The sequence below is a fragment of the Eikenella corrodens genome, from assembly GCF_900187105.1.
GTDB lineage: Bacteria > Pseudomonadota > Gammaproteobacteria > Burkholderiales > Neisseriaceae > Eikenella > Eikenella corrodens.
In genome coordinates this window covers 1,230,225-1,249,267 of the sequence record NZ_LT906482.1, presented here as the reverse complement: position 1 = coordinate 1,249,267, position 19,043 = coordinate 1,230,225, and the positions used below count along the sequence as shown (strand labels likewise).

16 protein-coding genes and 1 pseudogene are annotated in these 19,043 nt (G+C 56.4%); 8 read left to right on the top strand and 9 right to left on the bottom strand.

Annotated features, from left to right (window positions below; translation table 11 throughout):
* The first annotated feature begins 62 nt into the window (after positions 1-62).
* From CKV94_RS06295 to CKV94_RS06285, 3 genes are read left to right on the top strand one after another with little or no spacing between them, the layout of a single operon-like run.
* The gene (locus tag CKV94_RS06295) at positions 63-1,244 is read left to right on the top strand and encodes a PP2C family protein-serine/threonine phosphatase (protein ID WP_003823856.1); all 1,182 of its coding nucleotides are present in this window, start codon (positions 63-65) and stop codon (positions 1,242-1,244) included.
* Positions 1,245-1,275: 31 nt separating this feature from the next.
* Positions 1,276-2,964: an FHA domain-containing protein gene (locus CKV94_RS06290; RefSeq protein ID WP_003823855.1), complete on the top strand. Its 1,689-nt coding sequence runs from the start codon at positions 1,276-1,278 to the stop codon at positions 2,962-2,964.
* Positions 2,965-2,976: 12 nt separating this feature from the next.
* Positions 2,977-3,633, top strand: a complete 657-nt coding sequence (locus tag CKV94_RS06285) for an FHA domain-containing protein (RefSeq protein WP_003823854.1) — start codon at positions 2,977-2,979, stop codon at positions 3,631-3,633.
* A 362-nt stretch (positions 3,634-3,995) separates the two neighbouring features.
* Here the strand turns inward: CKV94_RS06285 and CKV94_RS06280 are convergent.
* The 3 genes and pseudogenes from CKV94_RS06280 to ppsR all read right to left on the bottom strand — a co-directional run bounded on the left by CKV94_RS06280 (position 3,996) and on the right by ppsR (position 6,570).
* A pseudogene (locus CKV94_RS06280) lies at positions 3,996-4,674 on the bottom strand (IS1595 family transposase).
* Positions 4,675-4,849: 175 nt separating this feature from the next.
* A complete protein-coding gene (locus CKV94_RS06275) occupies positions 4,850-5,539 on the bottom strand; it encodes a pseudouridine synthase (RefSeq protein ID WP_035580676.1) in 690 nt (229 codons plus the stop codon).
* A gap of 206 nt (positions 5,540-5,745) precedes the next feature.
* Positions 5,746-6,570, bottom strand: coding sequence for a posphoenolpyruvate synthetase regulatory kinase/phosphorylase PpsR (gene ppsR, locus CKV94_RS06270; protein WP_003823847.1), 825 nt, complete (start codon positions 6,568-6,570; stop codon positions 5,746-5,748).
* Positions 6,571-6,735: 165 nt separating this feature from the next.
* On the opposite strand from ppsR, the gene ppsA reads away from it, so the two are divergent.
* The 5 genes from ppsA (at position 6,736) to CKV94_RS06245 (ending at position 13,812) form a co-directional block, all read left to right on the top strand.
* Complete coding sequence (gene ppsA, locus CKV94_RS06265) at positions 6,736-9,129, top strand: phosphoenolpyruvate synthase (protein WP_003823845.1); 2,394 nt, start codon at positions 6,736-6,738, stop codon at positions 9,127-9,129.
* A gap of 257 nt (positions 9,130-9,386) precedes the next feature.
* On the top strand, positions 9,387-9,830 hold the full coding sequence (locus tag CKV94_RS06260; protein ID WP_003823843.1) for a hypothetical protein: 444 nt from the start codon (positions 9,387-9,389) through the stop codon (positions 9,828-9,830).
* Positions 9,831-9,877: 47 nt separating this feature from the next.
* Positions 9,878-10,960, top strand: coding sequence for a TerC/Alx family metal homeostasis membrane protein (locus CKV94_RS06255; RefSeq protein WP_003823842.1), 1,083 nt, complete (start codon positions 9,878-9,880; stop codon positions 10,958-10,960).
* Positions 10,961-11,138: 178 nt separating this feature from the next.
* Positions 11,139-13,208: a methionine--tRNA ligase gene (gene metG / locus CKV94_RS06250; RefSeq protein ID WP_035580943.1), complete on the top strand. Its 2,070-nt coding sequence runs from the start codon at positions 11,139-11,141 to the stop codon at positions 13,206-13,208.
* Between the two features lie 91 nt (positions 13,209-13,299).
* Complete coding sequence (locus CKV94_RS06245) at positions 13,300-13,812, top strand: hypothetical protein (protein ID WP_003823837.1); 513 nt, start codon at positions 13,300-13,302, stop codon at positions 13,810-13,812.
* Between the two features lie 70 nt (positions 13,813-13,882).
* Here the strand turns inward: CKV94_RS06245 and CKV94_RS06240 are convergent, their stop codons facing one another.
* The 6 genes from CKV94_RS06240 to CKV94_RS06215 all read right to left on the bottom strand — a co-directional run bounded on the left by CKV94_RS06240 (position 13,883) and on the right by CKV94_RS06215 (position 18,915).
* Entirely contained in the window at positions 13,883-14,455 is a 573-nt protein-coding gene (locus CKV94_RS06240; RefSeq protein WP_003823835.1) for a hypothetical protein, read from the bottom strand.
* A 215-nt stretch (positions 14,456-14,670) separates the two neighbouring features.
* Positions 14,671-15,981: an FAD-binding domain-containing protein gene (locus CKV94_RS06235; protein ID WP_169303232.1), complete on the bottom strand. Its 1,311-nt coding sequence runs from the start codon at positions 15,979-15,981 to the stop codon at positions 14,671-14,673.
* A 2-nt stretch (positions 15,982-15,983) separates the two neighbouring features.
* Positions 15,984-17,039, bottom strand: coding sequence for a lipopolysaccharide heptosyltransferase II (gene waaF / locus CKV94_RS06230; protein ID WP_003823832.1), 1,056 nt, complete (start codon positions 17,037-17,039; stop codon positions 15,984-15,986).
* 387 nt (positions 17,040-17,426) lie between these two features.
* The gene (locus CKV94_RS06225; RefSeq protein WP_035580669.1) at positions 17,427-17,618 is read right to left on the bottom strand and encodes a zinc-finger domain-containing protein; all 192 of its coding nucleotides are present in this window, start codon (positions 17,616-17,618) and stop codon (positions 17,427-17,429) included.
* Between the two features lie 285 nt (positions 17,619-17,903).
* The gene (locus CKV94_RS06220) at positions 17,904-18,206 is read right to left on the bottom strand and encodes an AzlD family protein (protein WP_003823829.1); all 303 of its coding nucleotides are present in this window, start codon (positions 18,204-18,206) and stop codon (positions 17,904-17,906) included.
* Complete coding sequence (locus CKV94_RS06215; RefSeq protein ID WP_003823827.1) at positions 18,199-18,915, bottom strand: AzlC family ABC transporter permease; 717 nt, start codon at positions 18,913-18,915, stop codon at positions 18,199-18,201. The genes CKV94_RS06220 and CKV94_RS06215 overlap by 8 nt, the downstream gene beginning before the upstream one ends.
* Positions 18,916-19,043: the final 128 nt, after the last annotated feature.

Below are 19,043 nucleotides of genomic sequence, written 5' to 3'. Positions count from 1 at the left end.
GCAGTTTTCAGGTAGCCTGCTGCACCACTGAAGCATTAGGCAGCCATTAAGGAGCAGCACTTATGCAGATTAATTTCTACCAAGGCCAGCACATCGGCCAACGCGAAGAACAGCAAGATGCACTGGGCAATCTGGTGCTTTCACCCCAGCATAAACTCTATGTGCTGGCCGACGGCATGGGTGGGCAACACGGTGGGCAGATTGCCGGCAAAACCGTGGTGGCTGCCTTTTTAGGCTATTTTCAGCAACACGGCCTGCACGAAGCCGAGCAGGATTTGCGCCAAGCCCTGCAGCAGGCCAACCAAGCCTTGGCTGATACCCTGCGCCGACAGCCGGAACTCGAAGGCATGGGCACCACCGTTATCGCCGTGGTAGTGGACGAAACCGACAACTGCTACAGCTACATCAGCGTCGGCGACAGTCCACTCTATTCCTACAACCAAGGCAGCCTGCGCCGCATCAATGCCAACCACGCTTTTGCCGAAGACCTCAAGCGCATGATCGCCGCCGGAGAAATCAGCAGCGAAGCCGCCGAACGCCATCCCGCCCGTCATGCCGTAACCAGCGCCGTGATGGGAAAAGACATCGCCCATATCGATTGCGCCTCCGGCACACTCGCCCCCGGCGAATTGCTGCTTTTGGCCAGCGACGGCGTGCAAACTTTAAGCGATGAAGAAATCGGACAAACCCTTGCCGCAGCTTCCGACAGTCTTGAAGACAAAGTAAACGCCCTGCTGACCGTGGTACAGGCCAGGCAACATCCGCATCAAGATAACACCTCACTGATTTTGGTGCAGGCATCTGCCGAACAAGCCGCATCTGCCACCCAAGTACGCAGCCTGCCTACGCAAACCCTGCCCTCCAACGAATCCGCATCCACTGCCCGGATTTCAGGTACCCCACCCTCTGCACTGCCTACCCCGAGATCCCCCACCAGAGGTCTCATTATCGGCTTTATCCTAGGCGCACTCTTGGTCGGCACCTGGTGGTTCACATCCGATCGCGCAACCCTACCCATGCCGCCAAACAAGGATATTCCCACTGCATCCGCGCCTATGATGGCCTCATCACCAGCAGCCTCTCTACCAGCTGCATCCGAACCGAACAAACCGGCTTTCCCCTCCTCTGCATCCGAGCCGTCAGCGGCGGCATCCCGCCCGAAAAATCCGCCTGCCGCATCCGTACCGCTGCCGCCTATACCGCCACTGACACCGCGTGACTCCTCTGCACCGCAAACCCGCTGACACCATCCGCACAATCAAAAAAGGAATCTTCATGAAACACTTTTGGCGAAAACTTCTGTTGCTGGTTCTCTTGATGCTGCCCTGGCAAGCCGGTGCCACCCAACCTGATGTTTTAGACGCGGCCAAATCAGTATACCGCCTGTGGATAGGCGTACCGCTGCCGGCGCAAACCGCCTCACAACTGGTCAGCCCACAGATGCTCTCGGAAATCAATGATAAGGGCTATGTGCGTATTGCCACGCAAAACAGGCAGATCCTTACCTTCTTCAAACAAAACGGCCAGATCTACCTCTTTGCCGGCCACGGTTCGGGCTATTTGGTGTCGACAGAAGGCCATATCGTAACCAATGACCACGTTGCCAACGCCGATGTGGGCGAAATGGCACAACTGGGCAAGCCGGAAGTGTTCGTGGTGCGCACCCTTGCCCCCCGTCTAGAGCTGATTTCCACCCAGCCGATTTTCAGCGACAGCGCCAAAGACCTCAGCTTGCTGCAAGTGCATGGCCTTACCGGCAAGCCGCTGCCGCTGGCTGCCGAAAAATTCCTCCAACCCACCCTGCCGGTGTTTTCTATCGGGTTTCCTGGCGCTTCCGACGATATTACTTCCGGCCTCGGTTTCGGTGATCCCGATGCCTACATCCAGCCGGTAATTGCCGAAGGCACACTCAAACGCGAATTCAAAAACTACGACAACCGCAGCTACTGGGAACACCACGCCCCTATCAGCGGCGGCAACAGCGGCGGCCCGCTGGTAAACCGCTGCGGCCAGGTGGTCGGTACTAACGAAGGTGCGCACAAGGAGCAAGTCAATACCGTTATTGCCGTTTCCAACTCCGAACTTGTACCGATTCTGCAAAACCACAACGTCAAATTCACTCAAATCAAGAATGAATGCGTAGACAGTGCCACCGCCAGCACCAACCACCAGCTCACCCTGCTTTACAGCGGCATGGGCTTGCTGATATTGCTGGCCGCAGGTGGCGGAGTGTATTTGCTGCGCTTGAAAAAACAAGTGAAAGACGGCTCCAATCCGCCAATCAACTCCCAGCTGATCCGCCGTATCGTCGGTGCCCAGCAGGCACAGGCGGCTCAAGCCGGTGTTTCAGGTAGCGTTACCCTTACCGCACTCTGCGGCGGCGGCAATATCGTCTTGCAGGCTGGCAAACCCGTGATTATCGGCCGCAGCGCACCCGCCTCCGTCATCATCAACCAAGCGCAGGTATCCGCCCGCCACGCACAACTGCTGTTCGACGGCCGCCAAGTGCGGGTGGAAGACTTGGGCAGCACCAACGGCACCTATGTCAACGGCAGCAAAGTCGCCCGTGCCGTTTTGAATGCCGGCGACGTATTGCAACTGACTGCCGACGAAAACATTGCCCGATTCAGCATGGGCTCGCCGCAAGCCGCCCAAGCGCGTATCGCCGCCACCCTGCAGCCGCTCGGCGCAGGCCTGCCCGCCATCGCGCTCTATCCCGGACAAACCGTCCGCATCGGCCGCAACAGCGGCAACGACGTGGTGATCAACCGCCAGCAGGTTTCCGGCAGCCACTGCCGTATCAGCGTGGATGCGGCCGGTAACGTTGTGCTGGAAGACCTGCAATCCACCAACGGCTCCTTTGTAGATAGCCTGGAGCAGCGCATCAGCCGTACCACCCTGCGCCCCGGCCAAACCATCTATCTGGCCAACCGCGATATTGCCTACCAACTCACCCAATCATAAAAGGAACACGCCATGGCAATGACCCTCTGTGCCGCCGGCAAACACTACTACGACTCCGCCGTACAGTCCGGCTGCCCCTACTGCGGCGAATCTGCCCCCTCCGGCAGCCCCCATACCGCCGCCATCCCGGCCGCACTAGAAGAGCGCACCCAGATGCTCGCCGCCGATTCGCACCAATTGGCCGCCCAAAGCGCCAAAACCCAAATGCTCGACAATGCCGCCCCTTCGGCAGAAAGCGATTCCGCCCTAAAAACCCATATCCTCGGCGTAAGCAACCGCCCCGATGCCGAAGCCCGCACCAAAGGCATGTGCGAATTCCCCGTGGTCGGCTGGCTGATTATCACCGAAGGTCAAGGGCGCGGCACCGATTTCCGGCTGATACAGGGCGAAAACCGAATCGGCCGCAATGCCGACCTGGAAGTCTGCCTCGATTTCGGTGCGCAAAGCGACAACACCGTCAGCCACGAAGCCCATGCCGTTGTTGTCTACGACCACCACGCCAACGAATTCTTCATCGAGCGTGGCAGCAGCCGCAACCTCGCCATGCTCAACGGCAGCACCATCCGCGGTGAGCCCACCCTGCAACGCAACGACATCATCCAAGTCGGCGCCACCAAACTGCTGTTCCTGCCCTTCTGCGATCAAAACTTTAAATGGCAGGCAGACTGATTGAGAAGACGTGAAAAGGCTACCTGAAAAGCAGCACAGCAAATTTCTGGGAAGCTGAAATTTTCAGGTAGCCTTTATTTACATTCACTTTCGACACAAGCAGCAGTCGGCACGAATACAAGAGTATGGCAAAGCTGGCTAATACTATATAGAGAAGTGCTTTTGTTATGCCTCCTACAGATATCCTGTCCGTACTATATTTGCCGCTTAGACTGTAAAAGAAAGTCGATAACTTCCAAACACTCTGCTTGAGATAATACAAATTCTTCTCCCATATCCATAGCGATTATCTCCAACATCATATTGCTTTCTTTGTTGTCTAGACAGAGTGAATATTTATTTAGGGGCTTAGGAAGCAAAATTTATTTTAAAGGATTTTCCCGCAACATTCTCAGCAGTATTTTATATAAATCATCATGCCTGTGATTGAAGCGGAACTCGGTTTCTTTTATGCAGGTAAAACGTATGTTTCGGCACCCCGTTAAATTGCACCAAGCGATGCTTGGCGTAACTCCAAAAAGATTCAATACCGTTAATATGCCGCGTACCACGGACAAACTCATTGTCACCATGATGTACCCTGAAATGTTTGGCAAAACCCATGTCAACCAATCCCTGATAACCGCGCCAACCGTCGGTATTGATGACACTCTCGATACCGACACGACCTCTAATGACCTTTTGCAGCGTTGCCTTAGAGGCATCGGGAACAATCTCGGTATAAACCTTGTCCCCGCGTTTCAAAATGCCGAAAACGATGGTTTTCCCACCCGCACCGCGCCCGCGTTTGCCTCTGATGCGTTTGGCACCAAAATAGGATTCGTCCAATTCTACAATGCCGTATAAAGGTGCCTGCCTCCCGCATTCGTCAGCCAAACGCCGGCGCAATTTCAGGTACAGGTTATTGACACTTCTGATGCTGACACCCGTCAGTTTTGCGGTATCGGAGGCAGTCAAATCCAAAGCAAACAGCCGCAGGAGCTGGCGAAATTTGGGCTCGGTAATTTTACTGAACTTTTGGTACTTGTTTTTTAAATTCATTTCAGAAGCTTATCACTATATTGAGTGATTTTGCTTCCTAAGCCCCTTATTTAATATCTCCATAGCTAAATAAGAGATCTCCTCTGGAACATAATTAATTAACAATTTGTTTTTCAAGCGAAAAATAGATTGATAAATATCATTCATTTACTTTAGCCTCAGATGTGCAAACCACTCAATCCTCGGGCTGGATAAAGCGCCATTGCCCCGGCAGCAAATCCTCACATTCCCAATCGCCGAAGCGCAGGCGGTGCAGGGCTTCCACGCGGTTGCCGGCAGCTGCCACCATGCGTTTTACCTGATGGTATTTGCCCTGGGTGATGGTGAGCAGCAGGCTGTGCGGGTTTTCTAATTCGGCCGCGGCAGCGGATACGGTTTCGTTGTCGTCGTGCAGCAGCACGCCTTGTCGCAATGCGGCACACAGGCTTTCGTCGGCCGGGTGCTTGAGCGTGGCACGGTAGAGTTTGGCCACATGGTGTTTGGGCGAGGTTTGGCGGTGATTGAACGCACCGTCGTTGGTGATGAGCAGCACGCCGGTGGTGTCGGCATCGAGCCGGCCGATGGCTTGCGGCTCGGTGGCGCGGATATGGTCGGGCAGCAGGGAAAACACGCTGGGGTAGTCGCGCGGTTTGTGCGAGGTTTCATAACCGGCGGGCTTGTGCAGCAGGAGGTAGTAGTGCGGCAGGGGAATAACGGCAATCTCTTCGCCGTCGATTGCGAGATGCTGCACTCGGGCGGGCTCGATTTCGGCTGCGGGCTGTTCGGCGGTTACGCCGTTGATTTCAATGCGGCCTTGTTCAATGAGCTGGCGGCATTGCTTGCGGCTGCCGATGCCTTGGGCTTGCAGATATTTGGTGAGTTGCATGGTGGGCGGATCGTAGATTGGATGTGGGGATTATAGCAAAGCAGTTTGGCAGCCCGGCTGCCCGCCGTTTGGAGGCTACCTGAAACCAATAAAGGCAAGGCCTGATCGGCGTGATAACACCAGCCAGTAAGCAAGCTGCCATATAAAAGGCTACCTGAAACGGTAAGCCGTGTTTTCAGGTAGCCTGTTAATCTTGCGGGTGCCGTTTAGGTGCGCCGTTGCAGTTTGCAGGCAAGCATGATGCCGGCGGCCAGCTCTTCCACGGATTTATGGGTGGTGCTGGTGTAGGGGATGCCGTGCTGGCGGAACATGGATTCGGCCTCGTTCACTTCGCGCCGGCAGTTTTCCGGGCTGGCGTATTGGGAGTTGGGGCGGCGCTCGGTGCGAATGTGGTGCAAACGGGCGGGGTCGATGGTGAGGCCGAAGATTTTAGACTTGAAGGGTTTAACCATGCGTGGCAGGTCGGTGCTGTCCAAATCGTCGGGGGTGAGCGGGTAGTTGGCGGCGCGGATGCCGTATTGCAGGGCGAGGTAGAGGCAGGTGGGGGTTTTGCCGCTGCGGGATACGCCCATGAGGATCACGTCGGCATCGGCGAGATCTTTGGCGGACACGCCGTCGTCGTGGTTGAGGGAGAAGTTTACGGCTTCCATGCGGGCGTCGTAGCGCTCTGTGTTTTGGATGCCGTGGGTGCGCCCCACTTGCAGCACGGCCTGAGTGCCGAGCTCTTCTTCCAGTTTGTTGATGAAGGCATCAAAAAAGCTCAGGTGCAGGCCGTTACAGTTGCGGATGATGTGGCGGATATCTTCGCTAACGATACTGGTGAAGATAATGGGGCGCAGGTTGCAGCCGTCGGCAATTTTATTCACTTCGGCCACCACGCGTTCGGCTTTCTCGGGGGTGTCGATAAAGGGATAGGTGAAGCGTTTGAATTCGATGTTGTCGAACTGGTTGAGCAGGGCGTCGCCCATGCCTTCAGCGGTGAGGCCGGTGCGGTCGGAAATAAAGATGGCGTGGCGTGTGCAGGGAGGCATGATTATTCCTTTCAGGTAGCCTTAATGGGATGAGTAAACAGGTTTGAAAACGGCTTATTTTAGCAGCTTTTGTGATTCAAGTTTCAGGTAGCCCATGACAGAAATACAGCCAGCGGCTACAATACCGCCGTTTTCCCTTAACTACCCACAGGACGGAATAGAATCATGTCTGGCAAGAATGTAATCTGGTTTGAAAATCTGCGTATGACCGACGTAGAACAGGTGGGCGGCAAAAACGCCTCCTTGGGCGAAATGATCAGCCAGTTGGCTGAAAAAGGCGTGCGCGTGCCCGGCGGCTTTGCCACCACGGCCGAAGCCTACCGCGCATTTTTGTCGCACAATGGCTTGAATGAGCGCATTTCCGCCGCGCTGGCCGGGCTGGATGTAGACGATGTGGTCGAGCTGGCACGCGTGGGCGCGCAAATCCGCCAATGGATTTTGGACACCCCCTTCCCCGCCGAGCTGGAAGCCGACATCAAAGCCGCATGGGACAAACTGGTGGCCGATGCTGGCACCGACCAAATTTCCGTGGCCGTACGCTCTTCCGCCACCGCCGAAGACTTGCCCGATGCCTCCTTTGCCGGACAACAGGAAACCTTCCTGAATATCCAAGGCCTCGAAAACGTAAAAGAAGCGATGCACCACGTGTTTGCCTCGCTCTATAACGACCGCGCCATCTCCTACCGCGTACACAAAGGCTTCGAGCACGACGTGGTGGCCCTCTCCGCCGGCGTGCAGCGCATGGTGCGCTCCGACAGCGGCGCTTCCGGCGTGATGTTCACCATCGACACCGAGTCCGGCTTCGACCAAGTGGTGTTCGTAACCGCCTCCTACGGCTTGGGCGAAACCGTGGTGCAAGGCGCGGTAAACCCCGACGAATTCTACGTGCACAAGCCCACCCTGCGCGCCGGCCGCCCCGCCATCCTGCGCAAAACCATGGGTTCCAAACTAATTAAAATGGTGTTCACCGATACCGCCGAAACCGGCAAATCTGTGCAGGTGGTAGATGTGGACGAAGCCGAACGCAAACGCTTCTCCATCAGCAACGAAGAAATCACCGAATTGGCCAAATACGCGCTGATTATCGAAGAACACTACGGCCGCCCGATGGACATCGAATGGGGCCGCGACGGCTTGGACGGCAAGCTCTACATTCTGCAGGCCCGACCCGAAACCGTGAAATCGCAGGAAGAACGCAACAGCACCCTGCGCCGCTACCGCATCGAAAACAAATCTACCGTATTGTGCGAAGGCCGCGCCATCGGCCAGAAAGTCGGCCAAGGTACCGTGCGCCTGATTAAAAGTGCTGCCGAAATGGACCAAGTGCAGACCGGCGACGTATTGGTAACCGATATGACCGACCCGGATTGGGAACCGGTGATGAAACGCGCCTCCGCTATCGTGACCAACCGTGGCGGCCGCACCTGCCACGCTGCCATTATCGCCCGCGAATTGGGCATTCCGGCAGTAGTGGGCTGCGGCGACGCCACCGATGTGCTCACCCACGGCCAAAACGTAACCGTATCCTGCGCCGAGGGCGACACTGGCCTGATTTACGACGGCCTGCTGAAAGTGGAAGTGATTGATTTGGCGCTGGACAATATGCCTGCTTCACCGGTGAAAATCATGATGAACGTGGGCAACCCCGAGCTCTCCTTCGGCTTTGCCAGCCTGCCCAGCGAAGGCATCGGCTTGGCACGCATGGAATTCATCATCAACCGCCAAATCGGCATCCACCCGCGCGCCCTGCTCGAATTCGACCGCCAGGATGCCGAACTGCAGGCGCAGATTAACGAGCGCATCGCCGGCTATGCCTCACCGGTGGATTTCTACGTGGACAAACTGGCCGAAGGCATCGCCACCATCGCCGCCTCCGCCTACCCGAAAAAGGTAATCGTGCGGATGTCCGACTTCAAATCCAACGAATACGCCAACCTGCTCGGTGGCAATATCTACGAGCCGCACGAAGAAAATCCTATGCTCGGCTACCGTGGCGCCGCCCGCTATATTTCGCCCGACTTCAAAGAGTGCTTCGCGCTCGAATGCCGCGCCCTGAAATATGTGCGCGATGAAATGGGTCTCACCAACGTGGAAATCATGATTCCCTTCGTGCGCACCCTGCATGAAGCCGAAGCCGTGGTGAAAGCGCTGAAAGAAAACGGCCTGGAACGCGGCAAAAACGGCCTGCGCCTGATTATGATGTGCGAGCTGCCCACCAACGCCATCCTGGCCGAGCAGTATCTGAAATACTTCGACGGCTTCTCCATCGGCTCCAACGACATGACCCAGCTCACCATCGGCGTAGACCGCGACAGCGGCGGCCCGATTGCCGGCACCTTCGACGAGCGCGATCCGGCGGTGAAAGTGATGCTGCACCTGGCCATCAAAGCCTGCCGCAAGCTGAACAAATACATCGGTATCTGCGGCCAAGGCCCGTCCGACCACCCGGATTTCGCCAAATGGCTGGTTGAACAAGGTATCGAAACCATTTCGTTGAACCCGGATACCGTAATTGAAACCTGGCTCTATCTGGCTAAAGAGCTGCCGCCCAAGCAGTAAGCCCGGCTAGCAAGCCATAGCAAAGGCTACCTGAAAACACCCGCAGCTATTTTTACACAGCGGGGTTTTCAGGTAGCCTCAATTACGTCCTGTCCATACGGCAAGCAATCCGTGCTGCTTTTTGCAGCAATATGCAAATTTTGCTGCCGCCTCAGGCGGCTTGGATTACAATGCCGCCCTGCGAAAGGCTACCTGAAATTTTCAGGTAGCCTCTGCACACACTCCTCCGGTTAAACACCCTCCCCCAATCCGACGCCATGAACGATTTCATCATCACCCCCTTCGAATCGGTACGCACCAACTCGGAGATGTTCCATTTGGATGCCACATTCGACAGCATCAACCAAGAATGGGGCGAGGCCTCGAAAATCCTAATCGACAACATCCTGCACCAAACCACCGAATACCGTTCCGCCTGCGAGCTGATATATGAAAATCAGGGCAAAAAGCTGAAGGCCATTGTCTGCAACAAACACACCAATCCCACGCTAAACGGCCTGCCCGTGTTCTCTGCCGAAAGCATTGCCTCTTGGAAAGAACAATACGACTATGTGGAGGATAAATACTATCTCACCATTCCCGACTTGGGTGTGTGCATCGGCGGCATGGGCGGCAAGAAAATCCCCAAAGGCGAAGACCGCATAGCCATTGCGTTTGCACGCAGCGAGATTGAGTATTACAAAATGTTTGTTCAGGTATAGCCTGTTTTTCAGGTAGCCCGTACACACCACCATAAGGATTCCCTCTCATGACCACCCATTTAGGCTTTCCGCTGGAAACCGTTGCCGTTTTCGTTGTCCTCTCCGTAGGCGCGATTGCCATCGATCTGTTTGCCCACCGCAGCGACAAACCCATGTCGCTCAAAAGCGCCGCGCTGTGGTCGGTGTTTTGGATTGCGGTGTCGCTGGCGTTCGGCGGCTATTTGTGGTTCCACCACGGCAGCGAGACGGCCAGCTTGTTTTTCACCGGTTATGCGCTGGAGAAAGTGCTGTCGGTGGACAACCTATTCGTGATTATGGCCGTGTTTTCCTGGTTTAAAATCCCGGAGGCCTACCGCCACCGTGTGCTGTATTGGGGCATCATCGGCGCGATTGTGTTCCGCATGGTGTTCGTGGCCATCGGTACCGGCCTGATGGCGCTGGGGCCGTATGTGGAGCTCGTATTTGCCGTAGTGGTGGGCTGGACGGGTGTCATGATGCTGCGCCGCGATGAAGAGGATGAAGCCAATGAAGACTACTCCGAACACCTGGCCTACCGCTGGGTGCACCGTTTCTTCCCGGTATGGCCGCGCCTCCACGGGCACAATTTCTTCCTGCGCGGCCACGAGCTCCCCGAAGCCTGCCGCCAAAACCCCGACGTGCGCCTCGAGCCGGCCGGCGAAGACCTGAAACATCCGGAACAACACCACCCGCAGCCGGTAAAAAAAGGCGCGCTGGTGGCCACTCCGCTGTTTTTGTGTTTGGCCATTATCGAGATTTCCGATGTGATGTTTGCCTTCGACAGCGTACCGGCGGTGATTGCCGTATCCAAAGAGCCGCTGATTGTGTACAGCGCCATGATGTTCGCCATCCTCGGCCTGCGTACCATGTATTTCGTGCTCGAAGCCCTGCGCGGCTATTTGGTGCACCTGGAAAAAGCCGTGGTGGCGCTGCTGTTTTTTATCGCGGTAAAACTGGCGCTTTCCGCCTCCGAGCACCTGTTCCAACACGGCTACGAAATTTCGCCCAACGCCTCGCTGGTGGTGGTGCTGGTGGTGCTGGCCTTGGGCGTGGCCGCTTCTTTCGTGTTCCCGGAAAAAAACAAAGCAGAAGAGCAAAACAAACAGCCCTAAGCACACAGGCTACCTGAAAGCGCTGCTGTAATTCAGCACGGCAAAGCTCAATTTCAGGTAGCCCCGCCACAATCCAAAGGCTACCTGAAACCCTCTCAGGTAGCCTTTGCGTCTGCTAAGGGCAGGCCCTTTGTGGCATAATACCGCCCATTTCCATCTTTCCAACAAACCGCAAATCATGACCAAATCACCGCAACGCAAAATCCTTGTTACCTCCGCCCTGCCCTATGCCAACGGCAGCATCCACCTCGGCCACATGGTCGAACACATCCAAACCGACGTTTGGGTGCGCTTCCAAAAACTGCGCGGCCACAAGTGCCACTACTGCTGCGCCGACGACACCCACGGCACGCCTGTAATGCTTGCCGCGCAAAAACAAGGCATCGCGCCCGAAGACATGATTGCCAAAGTGCGCGAAGAACATCTCGCCGACTTCACCGGCTTCCACATCGGCTATAGCAACTACTACAGCACCCACTCCACTGAAAACAAACAGTTTTCCGAACAGATTTACCGCGCACTGAAAGCCAACGGCAAGATTGAGAGCCGCGTCATCGAGCAGCTGTTCGACCCCGAAAAACAAATGTTCCTGCCCGACCGCTTCGTCAAAGGCGAATGCCCCAAATGCCACGCCCAAGACCAATACGGCGACAACTGCGAAGTCTGCGGCACGACCTATTCCCCGACCGAACTGATTAACCCGTATTCCGCCGTTTCCGGTGCCAAACCCGAATTGCGCGAATCCGAACACTTCTTCTTCAAACTGGGCGAATGCGCCAACTTCCTCAAAGCATGGACTTCCGGCAACAACCCGCACGACGGCAAGCCCCATCTGCAAGCCGAAGCCCTCAACAAAATGAAGGAATGGCTGGGCGAAGGCGAAGAAACCACCCTATCCGACTGGGACATTTCCCGCGACGCGCCGTATTTCGGTTTCGAAATCCCCGACGCGCCGGGCAAATACTTCTACGTCTGGCTGGACGCGCCCGTCGGCTACATGGCCTCGTTTAAAAACCTGTGCGACCGCATCGGCGTCGATTTTGACGAATACTTCAAAGCCGACAGCCAAACCGAGATGTACCACTTCATCGGTAAAGACATCCTCTATTTCCACGCCCTGTTCTGGCCCGCCATGCTGCATTTCTCCGGCCACCGCGCCCCGACCGGCGTGTACGCACACGGCTTCCTGACCGTCGACGGACAAAAAATGTCCAAATCGCGCGGCACGTTCATCACCGCCAAATCCTATCTGGAACAAGGTCTGAACCCCGAGTGGATGCGCTACTACATCGCCGCCAAACTCAACAGCAAAATCGAAGACATCGATTTGAACCTGCAAGACTTTATCAGCCGCGTAAACAGCGACCTCGTCGGCAAATACGTCAACATCGCCGCACGCGCATCAGGTTTCATCGCCAAACGCTTTGAAGGTCGTCTGAAAAACGTTTCAGGCAGCGCATTGCTGGCAAAACTCGCTGCCGAAAGCGACAACATAGCCGAGCAATACGAAAACCGCGAATACGCCCGCGCCCTGCGCGACATCATGGCATTGGCAGACGCCGTGAACGAATACGTCGATGCCAACAAACCGTGGGAACTCGCCAAACAAGAAGGTCAAGACGAACGCCTGCACGAAGTATGCAGCGAACTCATCAACGCCTTCACCATGCTGACCGCCTACCTCGCCCCCGTATTGCCGCAAACCGCCGCAAACGCCGCGCGTTTCCTCAATCTGGACGCGATTACCTGGGCGAACACGCGTGAAACCTTGGGCGAATACGCCATCAACAAATACGAACATTTAATGCAACGAGTGGAGCAAAAACAAGTGGACGATTTAATCGAAGCCAACAAACAAAGCATTCAGACGACCCCCGCGCCTGCCGCCGAAGAAAGTCAATACGAAAAAGTCGCCGAACAGGCAAGCTTCGACGACTTCATGAAAATCGACATGCGCGTCGCCAAAGTATTGAATTGCGAAGCCGTCGAAGGCAGCACCAAACTCCTGAAATTCGACCTCGATTTCGGTTTTGAAAAACGCATCATCTTCTCCGGCATCGCCGCGTCTTATCCCAACCCCGCCGAATTGAACGGCCGCATGGTCATCGCCGTCGCCAACTTCGCCCCGCGCAAAATGGCAAAATTCGGCGTATCCGAAGGCATGATTTTGAGTGCCGCCACGGCGGATGGGAAACTGAAGCTCCTCGATGTGGATGCAGGCGCACAGCCGGGCGACAAAGTGGGCTAAATGCTAAAAAGGCTACCTGAAATTTCAGGTAGCCTTTTTCTGATACGCTCCCCACTACTTCATTCTCCAACAAGCTCCCAAAGGCATAAACATGACAAACCAAACCTTCGCCCTCCCGCTGTTACTGGCCGCCCTCGCCATGTCTGCCTGCGTTCACACCCCACCCAATCCCAACCATGCCTCGCTGGCCGATGAGTGTGAGCAGCTCACCAAAGACATCAGTACCTTGGCCAACGGTTCGCTCTGCTATCAGGATAATGCGGAAGCATCTCGTTATTTCAACGACTTATCCAGAATACTGCAATTTAACCACCCAAAAACGGACCAATGCCGCCAGCAAGCCAGGCGCTCTCCCAACCCCAACCGCACAGTCCGTCCGCACAACAGCGACCTAGGCAAGCTCTGTGCCGACACGCGCGACGAACGCAACCGCCTGCGCCGCCAAGTGGAAGCCTTTGCCGACAGCAAAATGGCCGAATACGCTGCCGCAGAAGCGCCCAAACGCGGCATCTCCGCCGCAGAACTGCTGCGCCAAACCCGCGCCGAGGAAGCCGCACGCCGTGCCAGAGTGGATGCCGCCATCCGCCGGATAGAAGGCCGCTAAGCAGCATCCGCCCCAAGCAAAAAGCTACCTGAAATTTTCAGGTAGCCTTTCTCTATGCTCCAGCAACGATTTATTTTTGCTGCTGCGGTGTGGTTATCTGCTGCCAGCGCTGCATATTCTGCTCCAGCTGCGTTTGATTGATGATGCCGGCTGCAGCAAACAATACCATAATCGCCATGGCCGTTACCACCAGGGCGCAGAAACTGGCAATATAGCCCAGCAACACCTGCCACAGGCGCACGCCGCAGAGGCGGGCATAGCCCATCACGCCCACGGCAAACGCCCAAGCCATCCAAACTTGCAGCAACAGTGCCAGACTGGGTACGTACAGAATCAACAAAGCAGGCAAAGAGAGCACTTCAGTAAGCAGCGTGTAGCCCCACAAAGATTGCCGACGGCCGCCGAGCGCACCCATCAGCCGGGTCATCACTCCGGCAAACACCGGCCATTTCACCAAATTTAGGCTCAATACAAACGCTATCATGCCATATTGCCCGTTCAACACGGGCGAGAGCATCGCAGTATTCACCGCAGCCACCATCACCAGCGCCCCTAAGCAATCCAGCAACGGGTAGGTATATTCTTCGGCAGGGCGCAATCGCAGCCGCATCAGGTTGGCGGCATCACTCATCAATCGGTACATGGCAAGCAATCGTTGGTTGTGAAAAGGTGGCATTATATAGTGAATTAAATTTAAACCAGTACAGCGTTGCCTCGCCTTGCCGTAACGTGTGTACTGTCTGCGGCTCGTCGCCTTGTCCTGATTTTTGTTAATTCACTATAACGCCAAAGCCAGAGGCTACCTGAAAGCGGCAACGAAGTTAACCGTTTTTCAGGTAGCCTCTTCATCGCCCTACCCTAGCGCGCCCGATAATCCACTACCGGCGCCGGGTAGCCGTTGGTGTTCACTTCCGCCGCGGCCAGCCACGGGGCGTGGATACGGCGGCTGTCGAGGTGTGCCAACTGTGGCAGATGGCGGCGGATGAATTGGCCGTCGGGATCGAGCTTTTGCGACCACACCACGGGGTTGAAGGGCTGCCGCTCAACCTGCTTGCCACCCAAGCCGGCAGCCAGCTGCCAGTTGCCGCTGTTGGCAGCTGGCTCGAAATCCAACAACTGGCGGGCAAACCAGCCAGCACCATCCTGCCAGCGGCCGCCCAGCACGCGGCAGAAAAAGGCAGCGCAGAAACGGCGCAGGCTGTGTGGCAGCCAGCCGGTGTCGCGCAGCAGGCGCATGGCGGCATCGGCCAGCGGGTAGCCGGTTATGCCTTGCTGCCAAGCGGCCAGCAGCGTTTGGTTGGCCTGCCCGGCGGCGCGGTGTTCGGGCAGGTCTTGCCGCAGCACATCGGGATATTGGCGGAAATAATGCCGCCAAAATTCTCGCCGTGCCAAAGCTTCTTGCCAGGCAGCGGCATCGGGCGTATTGCTAGCGGCCGCCCACGCCCGGCGCACCGACAGCGTACCGAACACCAGATGCGGCGAGAGCTGCGAACTACCGTGTTGGGCGGGCAGACTGCGCAATACGGGGTAATACGGCAGGCGCGGCAAAAATTCGGCCAACTGCCGCCGGGCGGCGGTTTCGCCGCCGGGAATGGTAAGCACGGCGCGGGGCACAACTGGCAGCCCGGCGGTTTTCAGATTTTCAGGTAGCCTTTGCTGCTGCGCGGCCAAATCCGGCGGCGGCCAGGCCGATGCTTGCCAAGCGGCATATTGTTCAACACACGCGGCCTGCCAGGCTACCTGAAACGCGGCAAAGGCCGGCTCGTTAAAATACGGCGCACGGATAAATTGGAAGGGCGGCTGCAATAAGCCGTCGGCCACGCTGTGTAGCCGGCAGCCCTGCTTTTCCAGCACGGCGCGTAATGCGCCCTGCCCCGCCCCATCGCTTGCGCACACTACTTCCGCCGCGCGGCAATGTGCCGCCGTTTCGACCACCGCCTGCACGGGGTTGCCTTCGCGCACATGCAGCGGAATACCGCATTCGGCCAGCCGCGCCTGCAAATCGCGCAGGCTCTGCCAAATAAAATAGCGCCGCCGCGCCGTGAGCATGCCTTCGTTCGGCCACACATACAAGCCAAGCAGCGGGCGGCCACTACGGGCGGCAGCTTGCAGAGCGGGCTGATCGTCGGTGCGCAGGTCTTGGCGGAACCAGACTAAAGTGGTGGGCACACTCATTTTGCGGGAGTTTCAGATATTTGTTCGGGGAAGCGGGAGCAGATGGCACGGCAGCCTGCTTGGTGCACCAATTCCGGCTCGAGTTTGTTGAGGCAGTCGGTGTGGCCGAGCGGGCATTCGCGCTTGAAGCAGGGGCTGCACTCAAGATGCAGGCTCACCACCTGCGCATGCAGGCTCAGGGGCGGGGTATGCTCGGGGCTGGACGAGCCGTACACGGCAGCCAACGGGCGGCTCAGCGCGGCAGCCAGGTGCATCAGGCCGCTGTCGTTGCACACCACGATTTGCGCTAGGGCGAGCAAATCGATGGCTTCGGATAAGCTGGTTCGCCCGCACAGATTGGTGCAGAGGCTGCCTGAAAGCCGCTGTACTTCTTCGGCGGTTTCATGGTCTTTGGCCGAGCCAAACAACCAAATCTGATAGTCTTCGGCAGCATAGCGTTTGGCCAGCGCCGCAAAATGGCGCGGCGGCCAGCGTTTGGCCGGGCCGTATTCCGCACCAGGGCAGAAGGCGGCGATCGGCCGAGCGTTGTCCAAACCGTGCGCCTGCATGGCGGCTTCGCTGGCGGCAGCGGAAACGGCGAGGCGGGGGAAATCGCCGGGGCGCGGTTCGAACGGCACGCCTTTCGGATAGGCCAAGGCGGTGTAACGATCCGCCATCAGCAGCAGTGCTGCCTTATCCAGCTTGCGGATGTCGTTGAGCAGCGGATAGCGGCTCTCGCCCACATAGCCGGTGCGCTGCGCGATGCCACCGGCGCGGGCAATCAGCGCTGATTTAAACGAGCCGGGCAACACGATCACTTGGTCATAGCCGCGCCGCGCCAGCTCTTTGCCCAGCCGCCAGCGCTCGCGCAGCCGCAATGCGCCATGGGCGAAGGGGTTTTCCAAAATCTGGTTGATTTCGGGCATGCGCTCGAACACAGCCATCGACCACTTGGGCGCGAATACGTCGATCCGGCAGCCGGGGTGCAGTTCGTGCAGGCGGCGGTAGAGCGGCTGCGTCATCACACAGTCGCCGATCCAAGAAGGGGAAATAATGAGGATATTTTTGGACATGGCAAGGAGTCGGCAGGATATAGCGAATGAATCGACCTTTCGCTATCTAGCCAGCCAAATTGACTTTCAATGCAAGGCAGTAAGCCGTAAACAATACAGGAGTACGACCAAGCGAACCAACGCCGTAGCGAAAGTTAAGTTGGTTTGCTAGAGAACAATAGGCAGGCATTTTTCAGGTAGCCTCCGGCGGCTTTGATTTGCCGCAACAGAGAATTCCTGTGGAGAAGCTTAAGAGGGCACGAGCGGTAGCCATATATAGTGGATTAAATTTAAATCAGGACAAGGCGGCAATCCGCAGACAGTACACACGTTACGGCAAGGCGAGTCAACGCTGTACTGGTTTAAATTTAATTCACTATAGAAGCCCCGCTATACTAAAACTGTGCGTTAGTGATGCCGATCTACTTCACCATTGAGCTGATAAATGCTGCCACAATACGGGCATTCGATACTGCCGTTGGAAGTAATCGGCAAAAATACGCGCGGGTGGCCACTCCAGGCTTCGTGCGTGGGGCCGCTGCAGTGCAGAGGCAGGTCGGCAGGAGTAATAACGATGGGAGGCTGTGTTTGGTAGGGCATGGAGATTGTCCTTATTGGGCAGTTGGCGTGGTGGCTGGCACTTTCGGCAGCAGCCAAGCCGCCTCGGTTGCATACTATCGGCTTGATATATTGCCGTGCCGCCTTATGCCTTATGATGGAAATGTATTTGACTGGCTTACTGATTCAGCCAACATAACGGGATTATACCGATGCTTGAATGGGAGGTGTAGCATGCAGCTATGGTGGAGCACGTCCGTGTTGGTGGAAAGGCTACCTGAAAATAGGGGGCAATCAGACGGGCTTAGCGGAAACTTTCAGGTAGCCTCATCCTGCCATCAGCCAGCCCAGCAAACCGCTGCTGGCTACGGCAATCAGCACGGTGGGCAATATCGGCAGACGGCTAGCCGCCAATAGCGTGATGGCCAAAGCCACTAATTCATGCGGTTTGTTAGATACAAAATGGGGCGCGATGACTGAAATCAGCACGCAGCCGGGTGCTGCTGTCATCACACGCTTGGCCCTTGCCGACAACACGCGGTTGCGGAAGGCGAAAAAACCGATCAGCCGGGTGGAATAGGTTACGGCCAGCATGCCTAAAACGGCCAGCAGGGAGGCGCGGCTAATCATGCTGCGCCCCTTGGTCGAAAAACGCCCACGCCAAGCCGACAAACGTACCGGCCAGCACATACCAGCCGTTGTGCGGCAATAAGAGGTAAACACCGGCAGCACTTATCAGGCTGGCCAGCCACGGCAAGGCTGCCCGCCAAGTGCGCCACATTCCCCGTATCAGCACTAGAAACACGGCCGGGAAAGCCATACCGAAACCTAAGTTTTCCACATTTCCAAGCAAATAGCCAAATCGAGCACCGATGAAGCCGCAAGTTATCCACAGCAAATACAATGCAGCAGCCGTGCCGAAATAGTAAGGCAGACTAAACGCAGGCAACCCTGCCTGCTGCCGCTTCCCGGCATCGGCCAGGCTCATCGCCCAACTTTCATCGGTCATAAAGAACAATACCGGCAACAGCTTCTTCAATGGCAAATGCCGGATAAACGGGATAAATGCCACGCCCATCAAAATATGCCGGCTGTTAATGAGAAAAGTAGTGCCAATAATCAGCAGAACGGGCAGCGGACTTTGCCACAAACTGACTGCGGCAAATTCGGAACCGCCCGCAAAGTTCAGCCCCATCATCAATACCACCTCCAACCAACTCATTCCTTGCTGCGCAGCCCGAGTACCCAAAATCAATCCAAATGGCATCACCCCTATCAAGATAGGGGTAGCTTCAATAATACCGCGCCGGAATTCAGCAAAAGTGGAGGAATGGTGCATAATAATAAAACTTGATTAGATTAGGTGCATTAGATAAGTGCTATGAAAACTAGCGCTATTTTGATACAAGTATCCCTCTCTGCAATACAAGTGAGTACATAAAGAAGAATGACCGACTTTTGCTCTGC

Coding starts and splice junctions, on each gene's coding strand:
- metG (WP_035580943.1), top strand. CDS start 11,139: ATGACCAAATCACCGCAACGCAAAATCCTTGTTACCTCCGCCCTGCCC.
- CKV94_RS06215 (WP_003823827.1), bottom strand. CDS start 18,915: ATGCACCATTCCTCCACTTTTGCTGAATTCCGGCGCGGTATTATTGAA.
- ppsR (WP_003823847.1), bottom strand. CDS start 6,570: ATGCCTCCCTGCACACGCCACGCCATCTTTATTTCCGACCGCACCGGC.
- CKV94_RS06260 (WP_003823843.1), top strand. CDS start 9,387: ATGAACGATTTCATCATCACCCCCTTCGAATCGGTACGCACCAACTCG.
- ppsA (WP_003823845.1), top strand. CDS start 6,736: ATGTCTGGCAAGAATGTAATCTGGTTTGAAAATCTGCGTATGACCGAC.
- CKV94_RS06295 (WP_003823856.1), top strand. CDS start 63: ATGCAGATTAATTTCTACCAAGGCCAGCACATCGGCCAACGCGAAGAA.
- CKV94_RS06255 (WP_003823842.1), top strand. CDS start 9,878: ATGACCACCCATTTAGGCTTTCCGCTGGAAACCGTTGCCGTTTTCGTT.
- CKV94_RS06240 (WP_003823835.1), bottom strand. CDS start 14,455: ATGTACCGATTGATGAGTGATGCCGCCAACCTGATGCGGCTGCGATTG.
- waaF (WP_003823832.1), bottom strand. CDS start 17,039: ATGTCCAAAAATATCCTCATTATTTCCCCTTCTTGGATCGGCGACTGT.
- CKV94_RS06275 (WP_035580676.1), bottom strand. CDS start 5,539: ATGCAACTCACCAAATATCTGCAAGCCCAAGGCATCGGCAGCCGCAAG.
- CKV94_RS06285 (WP_003823854.1), top strand. CDS start 2,977: ATGGCAATGACCCTCTGTGCCGCCGGCAAACACTACTACGACTCCGCC.
- CKV94_RS06290 (WP_003823855.1), top strand. CDS start 1,276: ATGAAACACTTTTGGCGAAAACTTCTGTTGCTGGTTCTCTTGATGCTG.
- CKV94_RS06225 (WP_035580669.1), bottom strand. CDS start 17,618: ATGCCCTACCAAACACAGCCTCCCATCGTTATTACTCCTGCCGACCTG.
- CKV94_RS06245 (WP_003823837.1), top strand. CDS start 13,300: ATGACAAACCAAACCTTCGCCCTCCCGCTGTTACTGGCCGCCCTCGCC.
- CKV94_RS06220 (WP_003823829.1), bottom strand. CDS start 18,206: ATGATTAGCCGCGCCTCCCTGCTGGCCGTTTTAGGCATGCTGGCCGTA.